Annotated in this window: 11 protein-coding genes; 9 read left to right on the top strand and 2 right to left on the bottom strand. The window is 71.2% G+C overall.

Annotated features, from left to right (window positions below; translation table 11 throughout):
• The first annotated feature begins 232 nt into the window (after positions 1-232).
• The 7 genes from OG329_RS14955 to OG329_RS14925 all read left to right on the top strand — a co-directional run bounded on the left by OG329_RS14955 (position 233) and on the right by OG329_RS14925 (position 15,189).
• Positions 233-1,939 (top strand): glycerol-3-phosphate dehydrogenase/oxidase, encoded by a 1,707-nt coding sequence (locus OG329_RS14955; RefSeq protein WP_405795590.1) that lies wholly within the window; start codon positions 233-235, stop codon positions 1,937-1,939.
• 388 nt (positions 1,940-2,327) lie between these two features.
• Positions 2,328-4,307 carry a serine/threonine-protein kinase gene (locus OG329_RS14950; protein WP_405795588.1) on the top strand — a complete coding sequence of 660 codons (1,980 nt, stop codon included), beginning with the start codon at positions 2,328-2,330 and terminating at the stop codon, positions 4,305-4,307.
• A gap of 231 nt (positions 4,308-4,538) precedes the next feature.
• Entirely contained in the window at positions 4,539-7,811 is a 3,273-nt protein-coding gene (locus tag OG329_RS14945; RefSeq protein ID WP_405801846.1) for a protein kinase, read from the top strand.
• 125 nt (positions 7,812-7,936) lie between these two features.
• Positions 7,937-9,727, top strand: coding sequence for a serine/threonine-protein kinase (locus OG329_RS14940; protein ID WP_405795586.1), 1,791 nt, complete (start codon positions 7,937-7,939; stop codon positions 9,725-9,727).
• An 80-nt stretch (positions 9,728-9,807) separates the two neighbouring features.
• Positions 9,808-11,601 (top strand): serine/threonine-protein kinase, encoded by a 1,794-nt coding sequence (locus OG329_RS14935; protein ID WP_405795584.1) that lies wholly within the window; start codon positions 9,808-9,810, stop codon positions 11,599-11,601.
• 141 nt (positions 11,602-11,742) lie between these two features.
• Complete coding sequence (locus tag OG329_RS14930; RefSeq protein WP_405795582.1) at positions 11,743-13,347, top strand: succinic semialdehyde dehydrogenase; 1,605 nt, start codon at positions 11,743-11,745, stop codon at positions 13,345-13,347.
• A gap of 18 nt (positions 13,348-13,365) precedes the next feature.
• Positions 13,366-15,189 carry a GMC family oxidoreductase N-terminal domain-containing protein gene (locus tag OG329_RS14925; protein WP_405795580.1) on the top strand — a complete coding sequence of 608 codons (1,824 nt, stop codon included), beginning with the start codon at positions 13,366-13,368 and terminating at the stop codon, positions 15,187-15,189.
• 142 nt (positions 15,190-15,331) lie between these two features.
• Here the strand turns inward: OG329_RS14925 and OG329_RS14920 are convergent, their stop codons facing one another.
• Both OG329_RS14920 and OG329_RS14915 read right to left on the bottom strand, forming a co-directional pair.
• On the bottom strand, positions 15,332-16,453 hold the full coding sequence (locus tag OG329_RS14920; protein ID WP_405795578.1) for an LAETG motif-containing sortase-dependent surface protein: 1,122 nt from the start codon (positions 16,451-16,453) through the stop codon (positions 15,332-15,334).
• Positions 16,454-17,170: 717 nt separating this feature from the next.
• Positions 17,171-17,482, bottom strand: a complete 312-nt coding sequence (locus tag OG329_RS14915; RefSeq protein WP_405795576.1) for a chorismate mutase — start codon at positions 17,480-17,482, stop codon at positions 17,171-17,173.
• Positions 17,483-17,791: 309 nt separating this feature from the next.
• Here OG329_RS14915 and guaA point away from each other — a divergent pair, with 309 nt between their 5' ends.
• Together guaA and OG329_RS14905 are read left to right on the top strand one after the other, a co-directional pair.
• Positions 17,792-19,372 (top strand): glutamine-hydrolyzing GMP synthase, encoded by a 1,581-nt coding sequence (guaA, locus tag OG329_RS14910; protein ID WP_405795574.1) that lies wholly within the window; start codon positions 17,792-17,794, stop codon positions 19,370-19,372.
• Positions 19,373-19,495: 123 nt separating this feature from the next.
• On the top strand, positions 19,496-20,116 hold the full coding sequence (locus OG329_RS14905) for a Uma2 family endonuclease (protein ID WP_405795572.1): 621 nt from the start codon (positions 19,496-19,498) through the stop codon (positions 20,114-20,116).
• The last annotated feature ends 8 nt before the right edge of the window (positions 20,117-20,124 follow it).

Below are 20,124 nucleotides of genomic sequence, written 5' to 3'. Positions count from 1 at the left end.
GAGGGGACAGAAGGCGCAACCCGTGTGGACAGAACGGGCGAGCGCAATGTCAGACTAGGCGTAAATATGACCGATATGCGTCATTACATGGCCGGACATGGCGGGACATGTCTGCGGATTTCGCAGGCCAGTCCTGATCCTCGGCCGGGGTTGTCCACAGCCGGTGGCTGAAGTCGGTGAGTGCGGACAGAATCGAAGGGCCCGAACAACACGGGGGCGACGGGAGGCAGCGGTGAGGACAGCGACACTGGGACCGCAGGAGCGCGCCACGGCTCTGGCAGGGATGGCCGAGCGCGAGCTGGACGTACTGGTCGTGGGCGCGGGAGTGGTCGGCGCCGGGACAGCGCTCGACGCCGTGACCCGAGGACTCGCAACGGGGCTCGTGGAGGCGCGCGACTGGGCCTCGGGCACATCGAGCCGGTCGAGCAAGCTGATCCACGGCGGACTGCGCTATCTGGAAATGCTCGACTTCGGGCTTGTCAGAGAAGCGCTCAAGGAGCGCGGACTGCTGCTGGAGCGGCTGGCCCCGCATCTGGTGAAGCCGGTGCCGTTCCTCTACCCGCTGCGCCACAAGGGCTGGGAGCGGCTGTACGCCGGATCGGGCGTCGCGCTGTACGACGCGATGTCGTTGTCGTCGGGCCACGGCCGGGGTCTGCCGACACACCGGCATCTCTCCCGCCGCCACGCGCTGCGCGTGGCGCCCGCGCTCAAGAAGGACGCCCTGGTCGGCGCGTTGCAGTATTACGACGCGCAGATGGACGACGCGCGCTATGTGGCCACCTTGGTGCGTACGGCCGCGAGCTACGGCGCGCATGTCGCCAGCAGGGCCCGCGTGGTCGCCTTCCTGCGCGAGGGCGGGCGGGTCGTCGGCGCCCGCGTGCGCGATGTGGACGGCGGCGGTGAGTACGAGATCCGGGCGAAGCAGATCGTCAACGCCACCGGGGTGTGGACCGACGACACCCAGGCGCTGATCGGCGAGCGCGGACAGTTCCACGTCCGGGCGTCGAAGGGCATCCATCTGGTCGTCCCCAAGGACCGCATCCACTCCTCGACCGGGCTGATCCTGCGGACCGAGAAGTCGGTGCTTTTCGTCATCCCCTGGGGCAGGCACTGGATCGTCGGCACCACCGACACCGACTGGGATCTCGACAAGGCGCACCCGGCAGCCTCCAGCGCGGACATCGACTATCTCCTCGAACACGTCAACTCGGTCCTGGCCGTCCCGCTGACACGTGACGACGTGGAGGGGGTGTACGCGGGGCTGCGCCCGCTGCTGGCCGGCGAGTCCGACGCGACGAGCAAGCTGTCGCGCGAGCACACGGTGGCGCACCCGGTGCCGGGCATGGTCGTCGTCGCGGGCGGCAAGTACACGACGTACCGCGTCATGGCCAAGGACGCGGTGGACGAGGCGGTGCACGGACTGGACCAGCGGGTGGCTGCGTGCGTGACGGAGGACACCCCGCTGCTCGGCGCCGAGGGCTACCGCGCCCTGTGGAACGCGCGCGCGGGGATCGCCGCCCGGACCGGACTGCATGTGGTGCGCGTGGAGCATCTGCTCAACCGGTACGGGGCGCTGGTCGAGGAGTTGCTGGAGCTGATCGCGGCCGACCCCGGACTCGGCGAGCCGCTGGGCGCGGCCGAGGACTATCTGCGGGCCGAGGTCGTGTACGCGGCGTCGCACGAAGGGGCGCGCCATCTTGACGACGTTCTGACGAGGCGGACGCGCATCTCGATCGAGACGTTCGACCGGGGGACGGGCAGCGCGCGCGAGTGCGCCGAGCTGATGGCGCCGGTGCTCAACTGGGACAAGGCGCAGATCGAGAAGGAGGTCGAGCACTATCGCAAGCGGGTGGAGGCGGAGCGCGAGTCGCAGCGCCAGCCTGACGACCTGACGGCGGACGCGGCGCGGCTCGGTGCGCCGGACATCGTGCCGCTGTGAGGTGCCGGGGCAGGTCCGCGACGTAGCGCCGTAGCGGCGTACGCCCGCACACCGCACGGGACTTCTCGGACACGCCCCGGTCCGTCCTGGCGGGACGTGCGAGGTGATGTGGGCCGGGTGGGGTGCCCGACGCGATCCTCTCGGGATTGTTTCGGGCACTTCCGTTCGAGTTTCGAACGGTGGCATGACCAGTGGTGCGATCCCCCGCGCCCTGCTCAACGGCCGTGCGCCGCGCTCCGCTTGGGCCGTCGTCCCGACGGATGGCGGACCCGGGACCATCGCATGCGCCGGAGTGAGGGACAATGGAGGCCCTGTCAGGGCGCGTTACCGCGCCGCTCGCGGGCGGGCGCCGGAGGCGGGCGGACACCAGGGATCGCAGAGGGGACGCATGGCGGAGGCGGAGCAGTCACGGGACACGGTGCGAAAGCCCCAGAACGGCACGGACGGCACTGACGGCACTGACGGCACTGACGGCACCGAGGGTGCGGACAGCACGCCCGACACCAGGAGCGGCGCCGACGGAAAAACCCAGGGGCGCCTCCTCGCGGGACGGTACCGGCTCGGCGAGGTGCTGGGCCGGGGCGGAATGGGCACGGTCTGGCGAGCGGTCGACGAGACACTGGGCCGTACGGTCGCCGTCAAGGAGCTGCGCTTCCCCAGCAGCATCGACGAGGACGAGAAGCGCCGGCTGATCACCCGTACGCTGCGCGAGGCCAAGGCGATCGCCCGGATCCGTAACAACGGGGCGGTCACCGTCTACGACGTCGTGGACGAGGACGACCGGCCCTGGATCGTCATGGAGCTGATCGAGGGCAAGTCCCTCGCCGAGGCCGTCCGCGAGGACGGGCTCCTGACCCCGAGGCGCGCCGCCGAGGTCGGGCTCGCGGTCCTCGACGTGCTGCGCTCGGCGCACCGCGAGGGCATCCTGCACCGTGACGTGAAGCCGTCGAACGTGCTGATCGCCGAGGACGGACGCGTCGTTCTCACCGACTTCGGCATCGCGCAGGTGGAGGGCGACCCGTCGGTCACCTCGACCGGCATGCTCGTCGGCGCCCCTTCGTACATCTCGCCCGAGCGCGCCCGTGGCAAGAAGCCCGGCCCCGCCGCCGACCTGTGGTCGCTGGGCGGGCTGATCTACGCCTCTGTGGAGGGCTGCCCTCCGTACGACAAGGGGTCGGCCATCGCGACCCTCACCGCCGTCATGACCGAACCGGTCGACCCGCCGAAGAACGCGGGCCCGCTGGAAGAGGTCATCTACGGTCTGCTGGCCAAGGACCCGGCGCTACGGCTGGACGACGCGGGTGCGCGGGCGCTGCTCCAGGATGTCATCGACGCCCCGGACCCCTCGGAGCTGCCCGAGCCGGCGGCCGACGCGACGCGGGTCGTGGCGCTGCCGCCGCTTCCCTCGGAGCCGGCGCCCCGGGCCAAGGGCCGTACCGGACAAGGCGTGGGGAGCGTCGGCGTGGCTCGCGCTTCCGGTGGCGGGGCGGGCGCGGGAGCGGTCGCGGGTTCGGCGGCCACCGCGTCGCCGTCCGCGTCGGCACCGACACCGGCCACGGGCGGCGCGGGGGCCACGGCCACGCGGGCGTCGCTCACCGATGTCGTCCCGCGCCGCACGTTGGTGATCATCGCCGCGGTGGTCGTGCTGGCGATCCTCGGCGTCGTCCTGGCCGTCGCGCTCAGCGGTGACCCGGACGGAACGGCCAAGGGCGACGGGGGCAAGGACGACACCGCCGCGTCGGCCGGTGCCACCGCCGGCACGGACAAGCAGCAGGATTCGGCCAAGGGCAGCGGTGGTGACGAGCCGTCGGGCGGGCAGCCGTCCGGCGAAGCCTCCGCCACTGACGACACGGCATCGGGATCCGGCGACAAGGGTTCCGGCTCGGGCTCGGGTTCGGACGACGAGGCGGTGCCGGACGACTACAAGAGCGTCGTCGACAAGCGGTTCCGCTTCAGCATGACGATGCCCGACGACTTCAAGCAGACCGATGTGGCCGGGGAGAGTTCGGGCGCCATCTACAGCGAGGACGGGGAATTCCCCCGTATCCAGGTCGACTTCAACGCCAAGCCGGGCGACGACGCGAAGCGCGCGTGGGAACAGCTCGAAAGCCAGATAAAAGGCACCCTCGGCAATTACAAGCGCCTGGGTATCCAGTCCGTCGAGTTCAACGGCTATCCGACCGTCGCCGACTGGGGATTCGAGCGCGACCAGAGAGGCGAGCGGGTGCGGGTGCTCAACCGAGGCTTCAAGGTCGACGCCACCCACGGCTACGCGATCATGATCACCTGCAAGGCGAGCGAGTGGGACGACGACGAGTGCCGGACGCTCCGTGAGACGGCGTACAGCACTTTCAAGCCGACGGACTGACGGCGGTTCGCGCGCGGTGGGTCCGCTGTTCCGGGGCGTACGGGACCGGGTTGCCGGGAAGGTTAAGACCTGTGTTGCGGTGACCGGCGGCATATTTGTGTGCGGCCACGTATCGTGAGACCTCGCGGACCGTACGCAGTCACAATGAGCCGGTAAACGACCGGAATTGGCGGTTTCGCGAGGTCTCCGAAGACCCGGGGATCCAGGGACAGCGCGCGTGTGGGAGGCGTCGTGGACGACTACGCGGGACGGGTGCTTGCCGACCGCTACCGCCTGCCCCTGCCTCCGTCCGACGAGTTCGATCTCGTCGAGACGCGTGCGTACGACACGTACAGCGCGCAGGAAGTCCTCGTCAGGCAAGTGCCGTTGCCCGAGGTCGTGGACGCCGAGATGGTCGACCCGGACGGCGCGGCGACCACGCGGCGCGTCTCGGGGCGTACGACCCGCAGGCCCACCGACCCGGCGGTGCGGCGCGCCATCGAGGCCGCGCAGAGCGCCGCCCAGATCCCCGACCACCCACGGCTCGACCAGGTCTTCGACGTCTTCGCCGAAGGCGGGTCCTTGTGGATAGTGAGTGAACTGGTCGCGGCCAGACCGCTGGCGGCCCTGCTCGCGGAGAAGCCGCTCAACCCCTACCGCGCGGCCGAGATCGCCTCGGACGTGCTCACCGCCGTACGGGTGCTGCACGCACACGGCTGGACCCACCGGAACATCACCATCCGCACGGTGCTCGTGTGCGACGACGGGCGCGTGGTGCTCACCGGCCTCGCGGCCGGCGCTGCCGAGGAAGCGCTCTGCGGCTACATGCCGGTGCCGCCGTCGCCGGGGGAGGGCGGTTTCGAAGCCGGATACCGCCCCGCAGGTGAGATTCCGGGGCCCGTGCCGGGCGCGGTGCCGAATGCGGTGCCGGGGCCTGTGCAGGGTGCCGTTCCGGGTGTGGGGCAGGCGCCGGGGCCCGGACTGGGCCTGGGCATGGGCAGCCCCCGGACAGCGGGCGTACCGGGCGCGGGCCCGGGTGCCACGGGCATCCCGGCCGGCCGGACAAGCACCTCCGACGCGCTTCCCCCGGGCGCCGGCGCGCTGGGCGTGCCGGTGGGGCCCGCCTCGCCGGGCCGCGCCGCGCTGGAGACGGCGCGCTCGGCCGACGGGCCCTACGGCGACCGGCCGTACGGCGAAGTCCCTTACGGCACGGACGCGTTCGGGCGGCCCGTCCCGGGCGGTGGTCCGGACACCGGCGGCGCGGGCACCGAAGGCGGCGGGCACGACAGGGACGGCGGCGACGGCGGCGACGGCCGGAGGGGCCCGGAGGCGCGTGGCGGTACGGGCGCGGCCCCCGTCGTCCCGTACACCGGACAGCCCGCCCTGCCCGCCAACCCCTCCCGCAGCGGCCCGGCGGACACCCGCGCCGCGCGCGCCGGAGCCATCGCCGCCTATCGCGCCGGAGCGCGCGCCGCCGCCCGTGTCACCGAGGACCAGCAGCGCGACAGCGGCAGCCTGCCCGTCCAGCGCCCCGTACCTCTGTCGGACCCCTCGGCCCCCGCCGGCCGCGGCGGTTCCCCGGACAGCGCGCCGGGCGGCCCTTCGCAGGGCGAGAACCGCGACCCCGACTGGTGGGCGATGCCGCCCCGCGAGGTCGACCCGCAGGGGCGCGAGACGTACGACGACGACTCCGCCGACGACCGCACCGACGACGACACGGACGACGACGACCCGCGCCCGCCCCGCCGCGTCGAACTGGCCGGCACCTGGCACGACGGCCCCACGGGCCCCGGCGACAGCTCCCGCCCGCTGCCGGCGGGCGGCACCGGCTCCAGGAGCGCGAGCGGGGGCGGCGGAACAGGCGGCGGTGGAACGGGTGGTGGGGGAACGGGTGGTGGTGGCGGTTGGCACGCCACGGGCACCAGCGACGCCATGCGCGCCGACGCCCAGCGGCAGTCCGCGAACCTGCCCGCCGTCCCCGGCCCCACGGCCCCCGCCGGCCGCTGGGACGAGGTCGTCGCGGGCGGCGGTACGACCCCCGCGTACCGAGGTCCCGCCACCCCGCTCGCCGCCGAACGCGCCCGCCAGGCGCGGATAGCCGTCGTCGGCGCCGTCACCGAGCGGTGGGCACCCGAGCAGGCGGGACCGGTGCACGAGAACTGGCAACTCGCCCCGCCCATCGGCCCGTCCACCGACCTGTGGGCGCTGGGCGCGCTGCTCTACCGCGCGGTGCAGGGCCACGCCCCGTATCCGGAGGAGAACGCGGCGGAGCTGGTCCAGCTCGTATGCGCCGAACCGCCCGCCTTCGCGGAGGAGTGCGGCCCGCTGCGCCCCGTCGTGGAGTCGCTGCTGCGTCAGGACCCCACGGAGCGGCCGGACTTCGAGGAGCTGCGCGGCTGGCTGCGTTCGCTGGTGCGCTCGGCGCCCGAGCCGGACGCCGGTCTCGACGTGGTCGCGGTGCCCTCCGTGGACGAGCGGCTGCCCATCGTGCGCCGCAGGGGTGAGCTGGTCCGTAAGCGCCGTTGGCGTGGCCGTGGTGGCGACGCGGGACGGCACCGCCACAAGAAGGTCAAGGAGCGCAAGGAGAAGGGCGGCGGCAGGTCCGCCGACCAGCGCGGGGCCGCGCGCGCGTCGCACAGCGAGGCGTACGTCGAGCCGCGCCGCGAGCACACGGAACGGGGATACGGCGACGGCGGCTTCGTAGAACGGGCCCTCGGCGAACGGGACCACCGCGACGACGACTTCGGCGAGAGGGCGTACCGCCAGCCGCGCGAGCCGCGTGAGAGGTCCGGCGGTGGCGGTGGCGGCGGTGGCGGTTCGCGCGGGCCGCGCTCGCTCGGCCGCGTCCTGCTCATCGTGATCCTGACGCTGATGATCGCGGCCATCGCCTTCGCCGTGATGTTCCTGCCGAAGGCCGACGACAAGCAGCCGCAGAACGGCGCCGGTTCGAATCCGAGCGCGCCCGCGACACCGGGGTCGCGGAATCCCGACACGACACCGGACAACGGCGCCGAGCAGCCGGAGGACCCCAACTCCTCGTCACCGCAGACCTCCGGGTCCCCGGCCGATCTCGCGGACGGCTACGTCCTGCGCAAGGACACCGAGGGCTTCGAGATCGGTGTGGACAAGAGCTGGACGCGCCGCCCGATCAACGACAGCGGCCAAGTCCGTTACGGACGGGGCGACTACACGCTCATCGTGGTGCCGGGCCGGGACACCGTGGCCGACAACGGCGACGACCCGCTCGCCTACCAGCGGGAGAAGGAGCGGGAGTTGCAGCCCTTCCGGGACTCCTCCTGGGCCACGTCCTCGGGGCTGCGCCGGATCGACGTCGGCCAACAACCCATGGCCGAGGGTCAGTTCACCTGGCAGAACAGCAGCGGTCAGGAGGTCTTCGTGCGGAATCTCGCCATGATCGTCAAGGACAGCTACCACATCATCCAGGTCATCGGCCCGGAGAACGAGCGTGACAAGGTCTCCGAGATCTACCAACAGGCCATAGGCTCCTACCGGATCACCAACTGACGGTTCGTCAAGTCGCGGGCCACCCGCCCCGTCTGTGTCACGGTGCGGTGTCAGGCGTGGGGCCCCGGTTCCATGTCCGTGCGCCCGCTCCGTAACCTGTCATTCCCAGGAACAGGCAGGGGCACGTGGAAGATCCAGAGGAAACGCGCGAGGGACTGGTGCTCGCCGGGCGCTACAAGCTGGGCGAGACCATCGGCAGCGGCGGCATGGGCAAGGTGTGGCGTGCCTACGACGAGCTGCTGAACAGGACCGTCGCGGTGAAGGAGTTGACCGCCGCGCTGTACGTGTCGGCGGCCGACCGCGAAGTGCTGCACGCCCGCACCCAGAAAGAGGCCAGAGCCGCGGCCCGGATCAGCCACCCCGCCGTGGTGACGGTCCATGACGTGCTCGACCACGGCGGCCGGCCGTGGATCGTCATGCAGTACGTGGACGGCCCCTCGCTCGCCGACATCGTTGCCTCCGACCCCGTCCAGGTACGGGAAGCGGCCCGGATCGGCCTCCAGGTGCTCGGCGCGCTGCGCGCCGCGCACGCGGCCGGGGTCCTGCACCGCGACGTGAAGCCCGGCAACGTCCTGCTCTCACGCGACGGCCAGGTGCTGCTCACCGACTTCGGGATCGCCGCCATTGAGGGCGACTCGGCCATCACCCGGACCGGGGAGATCATCGGCTCGGTCGACTACCTGGCCCCCGAGCGGCTGCGCGGCAACGATCCGGGACCGGCCTCCGACCTGTGGGCGCTGGGCGCGACGCTGCACACGACGGTGGAGGGCACGTCCCCGTTCCGCCGTACGTCGGCGGTGGCCACCATGCAGGCCGTGATCACCGACGACCCGCCGCCGGCCGTACGCGCCGGGCTGCTCGCGCCCGTGATCACCGCGCTGCTCCACAAGGACCCCGAGGCACGCCCGGACGCCGCCGAGACCGAGCGGATGCTGCGGGATGTGCTGGAAGGGCGGGAGCCCCAGGAGACGCGGCGGCACCCCGCCACGGCCCCGCTGCCGTCCCCGTCGTCCCCGTCCCCCTCCGCGTCCCACACGGCACCACCACAGGCCCAGCAGGTCCAGCACCCGCATCCGGACGCCTCGGGCCAGTACCCCTCGCCGTACGCGCATCCACAGGTGACCGGATCGCACACCGGCACCGCCGTCCCGCCCGCCAAGAGCCGCCGTTGGCGCACCGTGCTCGTAGCGGTCGTCGCCGCCGCGCTGATCGGCGGCGGCGCGGCCTACTTCGCGATCCAGGCGGGGAACATGGACGACGGTCCGAGCGCGAGCGCCGGCGCGGACGCGGGCGGCTCGCCCTCGGACGACAGCAAGGGCCAGGACGCCAACAGCGGCTCCGGGGACGGCGGCAGCACCGACGGCTCGGGTGGCTCCGGCGACACAGGCACCGAGACCGGCACCGGCACCGGCACCGAGAGCGACCCCGCCCGGACGAGCCCCGGGGACGTCCCGGACGGCTGGAAGCGGGTGAACGATCCGGCGGGCTTCAGCCTCCTCGTCCCCGAGGGCTGGGAGCGCCGGATGACCGGCGACCAGATCGACTACACCCCCGACGACGGCCGTCACTTCCTCCGTATCGCCGTGGACACCACACCGGACTTCCCCGATCCGTACAACCACATGCTGGACATGGAGAAGAGCGTCGACAACTACCCCGACTACCAGCGGATCGGTCTGCGCCAGATCACCTTCCGTGACCAGACGAAGGCCGCGCTCTGGGAGTTCAGTTGGACCGAGTCCGGTTCGGGGGTGACCGCCGGCCCGCGCCGCGCGATCGACCAGATCTTCTTCTCGGAGGACGGCACGACCGAGTACGCGCTCTACATGTCGGGTCCCGCCGAGGACTGGTCCACCACGCGAGCACAGTTCGACGTGATGGTGGACGGCTGGCAGCCGCCCGGCGCCGACGGCTGAGCGAATCGTGATGTCACGGCTCTGCACCCGCTCCCGCCCCCCGGTGGCTATCGCGTCGCGCTTTCCGTAAGGATGTGGTCATGACGAACGACGGGGGACGGGCGAACGAGCCCACCAGCTACGAACTTCGACCGCCGCAGCCGCAGCCGCAGCGGTCGCAGTCGCCGCAACAGCAGCCGCAGCAACCCCAGCAACAGCAGCCGCAGCAACCCCAGCAGCAGCCGCCGCACGTGCCGCACGTCCCGCCGCAGGCTCCCCATGTCCCTCAGGCCACCCCGTATCAGCCGACACAGGTGACCCAGCACGCTCCCGCTCCCGCCGCCCCCGACCCGTCGGTGGGCCGTCTGCTGGGCGGTCGCTACCGCCTCGTCTCACGGCTCGGGCACGGCGGCATGGGAACGGTCTGGCTGGCGCACGACGAGATCGTGGACCGCGACGTCGCGATCAAGGAGCCGCGCGTTCCCGAGCATCTGGGCGCCCAGGAGCGCGACACCGTCCACCGGCGGATGCGGCGCGAGGCCAGCTCGGCGGCCAGGATCGACCATCCCTCGGTCGTCACCATGCACGACGTCGTGGTCGAGGACGACAAGCCGTGGATCGTCATGGAGCTGGTGCGCGGCCACTCGCTCGCCGACCGTCTCCAGGAGGGCACGCTCGACCCCCGCGAGGCCGCCAGGATCGGGCTCGACGTACTCAACGCGCTCAACGCCGCCCACGAAGCCGGTGTGCTGCACCGCGACGTGAAGCCGGACAACGTCCTGCTCGGGCGCGGCGACCGCGTCGTACTGAGCGACTTCGGCATCGCCCAGGTCGAGGGCCAGCAGGGGCTCACCGAGACCGGGGCGTTCGTCGGCTCACCGGAGTTCATCTCGCCCGAGCGGGTGCTCGGCCAGCGCCCCGGCCCGGAGTCGGACCTGTGGTCGCTGGGCGTCGTGCTGTACGCGGCGGTCGAGGGCATGTCCCCGTACCGCCGCTCGAACATCCCCGCCACGCTCCAGGCCGTGCTCTCCGCCGAGCCACAGATGCCGGCCCGTGGGTCGGGCCCCTTCGGTACGGTCGTGATGCAGCTCCTGCGCAAGGACCCGGCCGCCCGTCCCTCCGCCGCCGAGGTGCGCGCGGTGCTGGAGTCGGTGGCGCGTCCGCCGCAGCTCTCGGCGGAGGCGACGAGGCTCTACCAGGGCGCGGGCACCGGCGGCGGCACCGGCGGCGGCGCGGACGGGGGCGGCAGCAAGTGGGTCCCGCCGGTCCTGCACCGCAACCGCCCGGCGCAGTACGGCCTCGGCGCCGGCCTGCTCGCGGTGGTCATCGCGTTGGGACTGATCTTCTTCAACCCGTTCGGGGGCGGGGGCGACGAGCTGCCGGAGGGCTGGGGTGTCCGCCCGGAGGCGGAGATCCTGGACGCCGAGATCTCCCTCCCGAAGGACTACCGGCGCTTCCAGGACAGCCTGACCGACGAGACGCGCGTCAGTTTCAGGGATCCGAGCGGTGTCTTCGGTATCTCCATGGAACGGGTCCAGAAGACACCGGACTTCGAAGAGGTCCTGGACCCGAAGCCGGACGCCTGGAAGGCGTACTACGGCGATGGCGGCGACAACGGCACGGAGATCAAGGACGCGAAATACAAGACGGCGGATTCGTCGTTCTCGGGCTCCGACACGGCTTTCGAGAACATCGTCGACTTCACGCCGTACAGCGACTCGTCCGACGACCCGATCCACTACCGCTACCACGAGCTGATCGTCCCGGGTAAGGACAATGTGCACTGGCGGCTCCGCGTGTCGATGCCCGCCGAGGGAGCCGCCGTCAAGGACGGCGAGGAGCTGTACGAGAACGTCGTCAAGCACCTCGTGATCAAGAGCGACTACCTGCCCTGAGCCGCCCTGGCCGCCCTGGGCTGCCCTGAGCGCCTGATCAGGGCTTATCTGCCAGCGATCACTGGCGCGTTCATGGTCGGCCGGTGAAAAGGTGTTACCGGCGGGTACCCAAAGTTCCGGATGCGGAATACGCTCGCCCTCATGACGGACTCACAGGCCCCCACGACCAACCCCGTGGCTCCGGTGCCCTCCGGCGTCCGCACCGCCGCCGACGTGGTCACTCCCGAAGTGCTCGCCCAGTTGGTCCGGGGCGTCGTGGGATCGGGGCGTACCGCGAACCACACGCCCTCCACCGGCGAAAAGCTCGCCGACCTGCCCGAGTCCACCCCCGAGGACGTCGCCGAGGCGTTCGCCCGCGCCCGCGCCGCACAGCCCCTGTGGGCGGCGACCTCCGTACGGAAGCGGGCCGCCGTCCTGCTCCGCTTCCACGATCTGCTGCTGGAGCGCCAGGCCGAGGTGCTCGACCTCGTCCAGTTGGAGACCGGCAAGGCGAGGCTGCACGCGCACGAAGAGGTCCAGGCCGTGGCCATCGCCGCGCGCCACTACGGGCGCAAGGCCGCCTCGTATCTCGGTCCGCGACGGCACACCGGCGCCGTACCCCTGCTGACCAAGGTCACCGAGCAGCGCCAGCCGCGCGGTGTCGTCGGGCAGATCGCGCCCTGGAACTACCCGCTCGAGCTGTCCGTCGGTGACGCCCTGCCCGCCTTCGTCGCGGGCAACGCCGTGGTGATGAAGCCCGACACCGAGACCGCGCTCACCGCGCTGTGGGCGCGTGATCTGCTGGTCGAGGCCGGGCTGCCGGCCGGGGTGTTCCAGGTGGTGCTCGGCGAGGGAGCGGTCATCGGCCCCGAGGTGGTCGAGCGCGGCGACTACGTCTCGTTCACCGGCTCCACGCGCACCGGCCGCGAGGTCGCGCGGCGCGCGGCGAGCCGGCTGGTCGGCGCCTCCCTCGAACTCGGCGGCAAGAACGCCATGTTGGTCCTGCACGACGCCGACATCGAGAAGGCGGCGGCGGGCGCGGTGCGCGCCTGCTTCTCCACGGCCGGCCAACTGTGCATCTCCATCGAGCGGTTGTACGTCCACGAGTCGGTCGCCGACGCGTTCGTGGAGCGGTTCGTCGCCCGTACGAAGGCGATGCGCCTCGGCAGCGCGCTCGCGTACGGCGCGGACATGGGCTCGCTCGCCGGTGAGAGCCAGCTCCGGACGGTGACCAGCCATGTCGAGGAGGCCGTCGCCAAGGGCGCCACGGTCCTCGCGGGCGGCGTGGCGCGGCCGGACATCGGGCCGTACTTCTACGAGCCGACCATCCTGGAGGGCGTCGAGGCGCCGATGGCCGTCTGTACGGAGGAGACCTTCGGGCCGCTCGTCTCCATCTACCGGTTCGGCGACGAGGACGAGGCGGTCGAGCTGGCCAACTCCACGCCGTACGGCCTCAATTCGAGCGTATGGACGCGCGACGGCAGGCGCGGGCACGCGATCGCCGCCCGACTGCGTACCGGCACCGTGAACATCAACGAGGGTTACGCGCCGGCGTACGGGAGCGTGCGGGCGCCGATGGGCGGCATGAAGGAATCCGGCCTCGGCCGCAGGCACGGCGCCGAGGGCATTCTCAAATTCACCGAGGTACAGACCGTCGCGCAGCAGCGTCTGCTGCCGATGGCTCCGTCGATGGGAATGGACGACGAGAAGTACGCGGCGTTGATGACGAGGAGTCTGCGCGCGCTCAAGGTCTTCCGGCTGCGCTGATTCGATGAGGGAGAGTCGATGTCAGGGGATACCCATGCCAAAATCCACAAAAACCGTTACGACTACGACTACGACGTCATCGTCGTCGGGTCCGGCTTCGGCGGCGCGGTCTCCGCGCTGCGGCTGACCGAGAAGGGTTACCGCGTCGGTGTCCTCGAAGCCGGCCGTCGCTTCACGCCCGGCACCCTCCCGAAGACCTCCTGGGACATCAAGAACTATCTGTGGGCCCCGGCCCTCGGCCTCTTCGGAATCCAGCGGGTCCATCTGCTCGGCAACGTCATGGTCCTCGCGGGCGCCGGTGTCGGCGGCGGCTCGCTCAACTACGCGAACACGCTGTACGTGCCGCCGAAGCCGTTCTTCGAGGACAAGCAGTGGGCCGGCATCACCGACTGGCAGGCCGAACTCGCCCCGTACTACGACCAGGCGCGGCGCATGCTCGGCGTCCGGCTCAACCCGACCATGACCCCGTCGGACGTCCATCTCCGGGCGACAGCACGGGCGATGGGGGTCGGCGACACCTTCCAACTCGCGCCGGTCGGGGTCTTCTTCGGCGACGGCCAGGACGCCGACGGTACGGCGGTGGCCGAGCCGGGCGCGTCCGTCGGTGACCCGTACTTCGGCGGTGCCGGGCCCTCCCGCCGGGCCTGTGCCCAGTGCGGCGAGTGCATGACGGGGTGCCGGCACGGCGCCAAGAACACCCTCAACGAGAACTATCTCCACCTCGCCGAACAGGCCGGCGCGGTCATCCGGCCCATGACGACCGTGGTCGCCATCACCGAGGACCAGGACGGCGGCCATCGCGTCGCGACCGTCCCCACCCACCGGCGCAAGTCGGCGCCACGGGAGCTGACGGCCCGTCATGTCGTCGTGGCGGCAGGGACGTACGGGACGCAGACGCTGCTGCACACGATGAAGGACGGGGGCCAACTGCCCCGGCTCTCCGACCGGCTCGGTGAGCTGACCCGTACCAACTCCGAGGCGCTGGTGGGCGCCCAGACCACCGACCGGCGCTACCGGAAAAGGCACGGCGCGGGCAATGGGCGGTCCGGGGCGGACTTCACGCGGGGTGTGGCCATCACCTCGTCCTTCCACCCCGACGCCAACACCCATGTGGAGCCGGTCCGTTACGGCAAGGGCTCCAACGCGATGGGCTCGCTCTCGATCCTCCAGGTCCCTTACAGCGAGAACGGCCGCCGGTTCGCGGGCTGGCTCGGCTCCCTGGTCAAACACCCTGTCCTGGCGGCCCGTTCGCTTTCCAACCGGCGCTGGTCGGAGCGGACCATCATCGGTCTGGTCATGCAGTCGGTCGACAACTCACTGACGACATACCGCAAGCGGAGCGGTCTCGGGAAAGGTCTGCTGACGGCTCGTCAGGGCTACGGTGCCCCCAACCCCCAGCAGATCGAGGCGGGTACGCGGACGGCGACCCTGCTCGCCGAGGAGATCAACGGCTTCGCCGGCTCCAACGTCGGTGAGCTGATGGGCACTCCGCTCACCGCGCACTTCCTCGGCGGCTGCCCCATCGGCGCGGACGCGGAGCACGGCGCCATCGACCCGTACCACCGGCTGTACGGCCATCCGGGCATCTCGGTGGTCGACGGCTCGGCGGTCTCGGCGAACCTGGGTGTCAATCCGTCGCTCACCATCACCGCGCAGGCCGAGCGCGCGATGTCTTTCTGGCCCAACAAGGGGGAGGCGGACCCGCGTCCGGAGCAGTCGGCCGGGACGGCGTACGTATGGCAGAAGGCGGTCGCGCCGAAGTCCCCGGCGGTCCCGGCGTCGGCCTTCGGGGCGCTGCGGCTGCCGTTCCTCGGGATGCCGGCGGTCCCGCCGAAGCCGTAGCGGCGGAGATCGGTGACGGACAGCAAGGAGGCGCTGCACCCCCCTCCGAGTGCAGCGCCTCCGGTCTTGTGGTCCCGCGCCGTCGACCTGTCGACGTGTCTACGTGCTACGTGCTACGTGCTACGTGCTACGTGTCGACGCGTTACGCGGCTGCGTCACCGTCGCGGCGACGCAGCGCGAACACCACACCGCCACCCACGACGACGGCCAGTCCGGCCGCCATGCCGATGGCCGGCAGCATGGAGCTGGAACCGGTCTCGGCGAGATTGCCGTTCGCGGCGGCCGGCAGCGCCTTGGCGCCGCCTTGCGGCTTGATGTCCGCGGGGCTCTTGCCGTCCTCGGGCTTCGCGGGCGGGACGGTGCCCGGCGTCGAGTCGGCCGCCAGGACGTCGAAGCTGTACCACTTCTCGTCGAAGTAGCAGTTGAAGTCGTCGTCCACGGAGATCGCGAAGGCGATGGCGACGGCGGAACCGGCCGGAGCCTTCGCCGCGATCTTCAGACGGAGCTTGAGCGCGAACCTCTCGCCGGCCGCGACGTCGACCTCCCCGGCGACCGAACCGCCGTCGGTGTGCTCGTCGTTGACCCACTTCGCGCCGTCGAAGTACTCGAACCGCGCGTACGTGGAGGTCAGGCTGGACTCGAAGGAGTCCTGGATGTCCTCCCGGTACAGCACGACGGCGCCCAGCTCGATCGTCGCGACGTCGTCGCCGTTGGTGTTGTCGAGGTTCAGGCTGAACTCCTCCCAGCCCGAACCGGCGACGATCTTGCTCGGGAGGCCCGAGAGGGAGGTGTTGAAGCCGCCCTCGACGCACTCCTCGTCGGGCGGCGTGGGCTCCTCCTCGCCGTCGCCGTCGCCGTCACCGGGCGGGGGCCCGGGGGGCTCCTCCTCGCCGTCGCCCGGAGGTTCGATCTCTCCGTCTCCCGGCGGGGGGTTCACCGCACCGTCGCCGGGGGGAGGCTGGACCGCCTCGCCATTGCCGGGCGGCGGTTCGACTGTTCCGTCGCCGTCGCCGTCGCCGTCGCCGCCCCCCGGCGTATCTCCGGGTGCCTCCCCGGGCGCCTCCCCGTCCCCGGGCGGGGGCTCGATCTCTCCCTCGGCAGGCGGGGGTACCACTTCGCCGTCGCCGAGCGGCGGCGGATTCTCGTCGTCGGAAGTGGTCAGGGTGGGCCGGACGGTGTCGGTGGCGCCCTCGGCCGCGTACACGGCCGGCGCCGCCAGGAAGGCGGCAGGGGCTATGACGGCGGTCGCGGCTGCGACAGCCATAGCGCGGCGAAGCTTCATGAAGACCTCAGTGAAGTCCGGCGCACCGCGGACAGGCGGTGCGGAGTCGAGCGGCCCTCCGACGTGGGGCAAGGGAGTCCGTTGTGTCGCAAGATGGACCTGTGACCTGGGGAAATGGTTGCCCTTTTCCTCACAGAATCCTTATGTGGCGCGCGTCACACGGTCGTCGCCCCGTGTGCGGGCGGGCGCGACAAGGGCCCCGCGGGCCCGGTCCGAGGTGAGTCGGACGGGCGCCTGCGGGGCCCTTGTCACCGGCACCGTGGCGTCAGGGCGGCGCATCGGTGCCGGATCGCGGCGCTGGGGGGGTGAGCGCCGCGAGTACGGGACGGTGGACGGATGGACGGGAGAAGCGGGAGAGCGGAGGAGCGGTCGGGCGAACAGTCGGGCGAACGGTTGGACACGGGAGGGATCCGTATCCGTATGCGGTCGGCGCCGGGCGTCCCCGGTGCCGACCGCTCTTGGGGTGACCGGGCATGCTGTCCCCTGCCGACCGGTCACTCGCGCTGAGGCGAGGTCCCACGACGTACCAGCGGTACGTCACACGCCCCAGCGAAGCCACGCGTGGTTTGTTCGGGCCCGCCCCTGGCTGGCACGGACATCGGGACCAACGAAGCCCCGGCGGGTGCGGTCACGCGCCGTACGGGTGAGGATGCGCCCGAACCCATGTCCGTACGGCCGTTCCGGCTGCCCGCTCCCCGCTCAGATCCGGCCGCGCGACAGCTCCAGCAGCGTCATCGCCAGCGAGGTGCCGGGTGTGCCGAGGGCGTCCCTGAAGCGACCCAGGATCTCGTTCTCACGGGAGAGATTGACCCGGCGCCCGCCGGAGGCGATGCGGGCGTCCTGGATGACGGCCGAGACGGCGATCCGTTCCTGTACGAGACCGATGATCCGGTCGTCGAGCGCGTCGATGCGCTCACGCGCGCCGTCGATCACCGCGGCGGCCTCGTCGGTACGGGCGCCGGTGCGGTCGGTAACAGTGCGGTCGGTGGCGGTGCGGTCGGTGACGGTCATGAAGGGCTCCTCTGTAGGAAGGGGTGCCCCCGGCGGCGGACATCCGGCCCGGACAACGCAGAACGCCCCGGGCCTTGTCGGCCCGGGGCGCCTGGGAAGTCGCTTGTCAGTTCAAGCAGCACGACCATGGCAGCCGGACGGGCCGGTGCCATAGGTAAAGACGAAGGTCGAGTGCTCGCGCATGGCGGCCAGTATGCCGGAGGGGGCCGGGAGGCCCGCGAGGGGGTTCGGATGCTGAGACGAAAAGCTGTCTTCGGCCCCCGTTAGAATCGGTGTACCGAACCCCTTCACCGCCGGAAGGCCGCGCCCGTGCCAGCAGTACCCCCCGCCGCCCCCGACGCCGTACTCGTCGTCGACTTCGGCGCGCAGTACGCCCAGCTCATCGCCCGCCGCGTCCGTGAGGCCCGGGTCTACAGCGAGATCGTTCCCTCGACCATGCCGGTGGCCGAGATGCTGGCCAAGAACCCCAAGGCGATCATCCTCTCCGGCGGCCCGTCCTCCGTGTACGCGGCGGGCGCCCCGACCGTCGACCGCGCGCTCTTCGAGGCCGGGGTCCCGGTCCTGGGCATGTGTTACGGCTTCCAGTTGATGGCGACGACGCTCGGCGGGACGGTCGACAACACGGGCTCGCGCGAGTACGGCCGTACCGGACTGCATGTCTCCAAGACCGGCTCCACCCTCTTCGAGGGCACCCCCGGCGAGCAGCAGGTCTGGATGTCGCACGGCGACGCCTGCTCCGCCGCCCCCGAGGGCTTCACCGTCACCGCCTCCACCGATGTCGTGCCGGTCGCCGCCTTCGAGAACGACGAGAAGAAGCTCTACGGCGTCCAGCACCACCCCGAGGTGCTGCACTCCACGTACGGCCAGCAGGTCCTCGAGCACTTCCTCTACCGAGGTGCCGGCATCGAGCCGACGTGGACCACCGGCAACGTCATCGAGGAGCAGGTCGCGGCGATCCGCGAGCAGGTCGGCGGCAGCCGGGCGATCTGCGCTCTGTCCGGCGGTGTGGACTCGGCCGTCGCCGCCGCCCTCGTACAGAAGGCGATCGGCTCACAGTTGACCTGCGTGTACGTCGACCACGGTCTGATGCGCAAGGGCGAGACGGAGCAGGTCGAGAAGGACTTCGTCGCCGCGACCGGCGTGCAGTTGAAGGTGGTCGACGCCTCCGAGCGCTTCCTGGCCGCGCTGGCCGGGGTCTCCGACCCGGAGCAGAAGCGGAAGATCATCGGCCGCGAGTTCATCCGGGTCTTCGAGCAGGCCCAGGCGGAGATCATCGCCGAGGCCGAGCCCGGCGAGCCGGTCGAATTCCTCGTCCAGGGCACGCTCTACCCGGACGTGGTGGAGTCCGGCGGCGGCACCGGCACCGCCAACATCAAGTCGCACCACAACGTGGGCGGGCTCCCCGAGGACCTGGAGTTCTCCCTGGTCGAGCCGTTGCGCCAGTTGTTCAAGGACGAGGTCCGGATGGTCGGCCAGGAGCTGGGCCTCCCCGACGAGATCGTCCAGCGCCAGCCCTTCCCGGGTCCGGGTCTCGGCATCCGTATCGTCGGCGACATCACGCGTGAGCGCCTGGACCTGCTCCGCGAGGCGGACGCCATCGCCCGCGAGGAGCTGACGGCGGCGGGCCTCGACCGCGACATCTGGCAGTGCCCGGTGGTCCTGCTCGCCGACGTCCGCTCCGTGGGCGTCCAGGGCGACGGCCGCACCTACGGCCACCCGATCGTGCTGCGCCCGGTCTCGTCGGAGGACGCGATGACGGCGGACTGGACCCGGATGCCGTACGACGTGCTGGCGAAGATCTCCACCCGCATCACCAACGAGGTGGCCGACGTGAACCGGGTGGTCCTGGACGTGACGAGCAAGCCGCCGGGGACGATCGAGTGGGAGTGAGCCCCTGCCCTGGGGCCTCCGGGTCAACGCCGCTGCCGTCGCTCATTCGTTTGGGTGGCGGCATTGGCATATGCCCTGGGTAGGCTGCTTGGAGAGGTCAGACTCCGTCGCATGGGAGTAATCATGAGCGCCGCACCTGAACACGGTCTCGAACCGCGCTACCAGTGGCCGATCCCGCCCGCCCAGGGCTGGACCGCGGACGATCTCGACCGGATTCCCGGCCTCCCGCCGCACACTGAGTTGATCGACGGGAGCCTTGTCCTGGTGAGTCCGCAGCGGAAATTCCACACGCGCACGATGTGGCTGCTGGAGAACTCGCTTCTCACCCAGGTTCCGGACGATCTGGACGTCGATCGTGAGATGACGGTGAAGCTCGGCCGCAAGGACCGACCCGAGCCGGACATTCTCGTCTATCGCGCCGACGCCGACACCGGCCCCGAACAGACTTGGTACGACCCGGCGGACGTGGTGCTCGTCATCGAGGTGGTCTCGGACGATTCGGTCGAGCGTGACCGTGACGTGAAGCCTCGTAAGTACGCGGCCGCAGGCGTGCCCTTCTTCTGGCGGGTTGAGGAGGAGCACGGTCTCCCCGTTGTCTACAGCTTTGAACTCGACCCGGCTACGCAGGTCTACGTCCCGACCGGCATCCACCGCGAGCATCTGGAGCTGAAGGTCCCCTTCCCGATCGACATCGATCTGACCTCGGTCGACCGTCGTCGCCGCTCCGGCGGCAGCGCCGGATAACTCGCTCG

It is taken from the genome of Streptomyces sp. NBC_01506 (genome assembly GCF_045040295.1).
Taxonomy (GTDB): Bacteria; Actinomycetota; Actinomycetes; order Streptomycetales; family Streptomycetaceae; genus Streptomyces.
The sequence above is the reverse complement of the archived record's forward strand: the minus strand, read 5'-3'. Positions and strand labels throughout refer to the sequence as shown.

Bases quoted from the DNA above. Each gene is read 5' to 3' on its own strand.
- OG329_RS14925 (WP_405795580.1), top strand. From the start codon at position 13,366: ATGTCAGGGGATACCCATGCCAAAATCCACAAAAACCGTTACGACTAC.
- OG329_RS14935 (WP_405795584.1), top strand. From the start codon at position 9,808: ATGACGAACGACGGGGGACGGGCGAACGAGCCCACCAGCTACGAACTT.
- OG329_RS14930 (WP_405795582.1), top strand. From the start codon at position 11,743: ATGACGGACTCACAGGCCCCCACGACCAACCCCGTGGCTCCGGTGCCC.
- OG329_RS14950 (WP_405795588.1), top strand. From the start codon at position 2,328: ATGGCGGAGGCGGAGCAGTCACGGGACACGGTGCGAAAGCCCCAGAAC.
- OG329_RS14915 (WP_405795576.1), bottom strand. From the start codon at position 17,482: ATGACCGTCACCGACCGCACCGCCACCGACCGCACTGTTACCGACCGC.
- OG329_RS14905 (WP_405795572.1), top strand. From the start codon at position 19,496: ATGAGCGCCGCACCTGAACACGGTCTCGAACCGCGCTACCAGTGGCCG.
- OG329_RS14920 (WP_405795578.1), bottom strand. From the start codon at position 16,453: ATGGCTGTCGCAGCCGCGACCGCCGTCATAGCCCCTGCCGCCTTCCTG.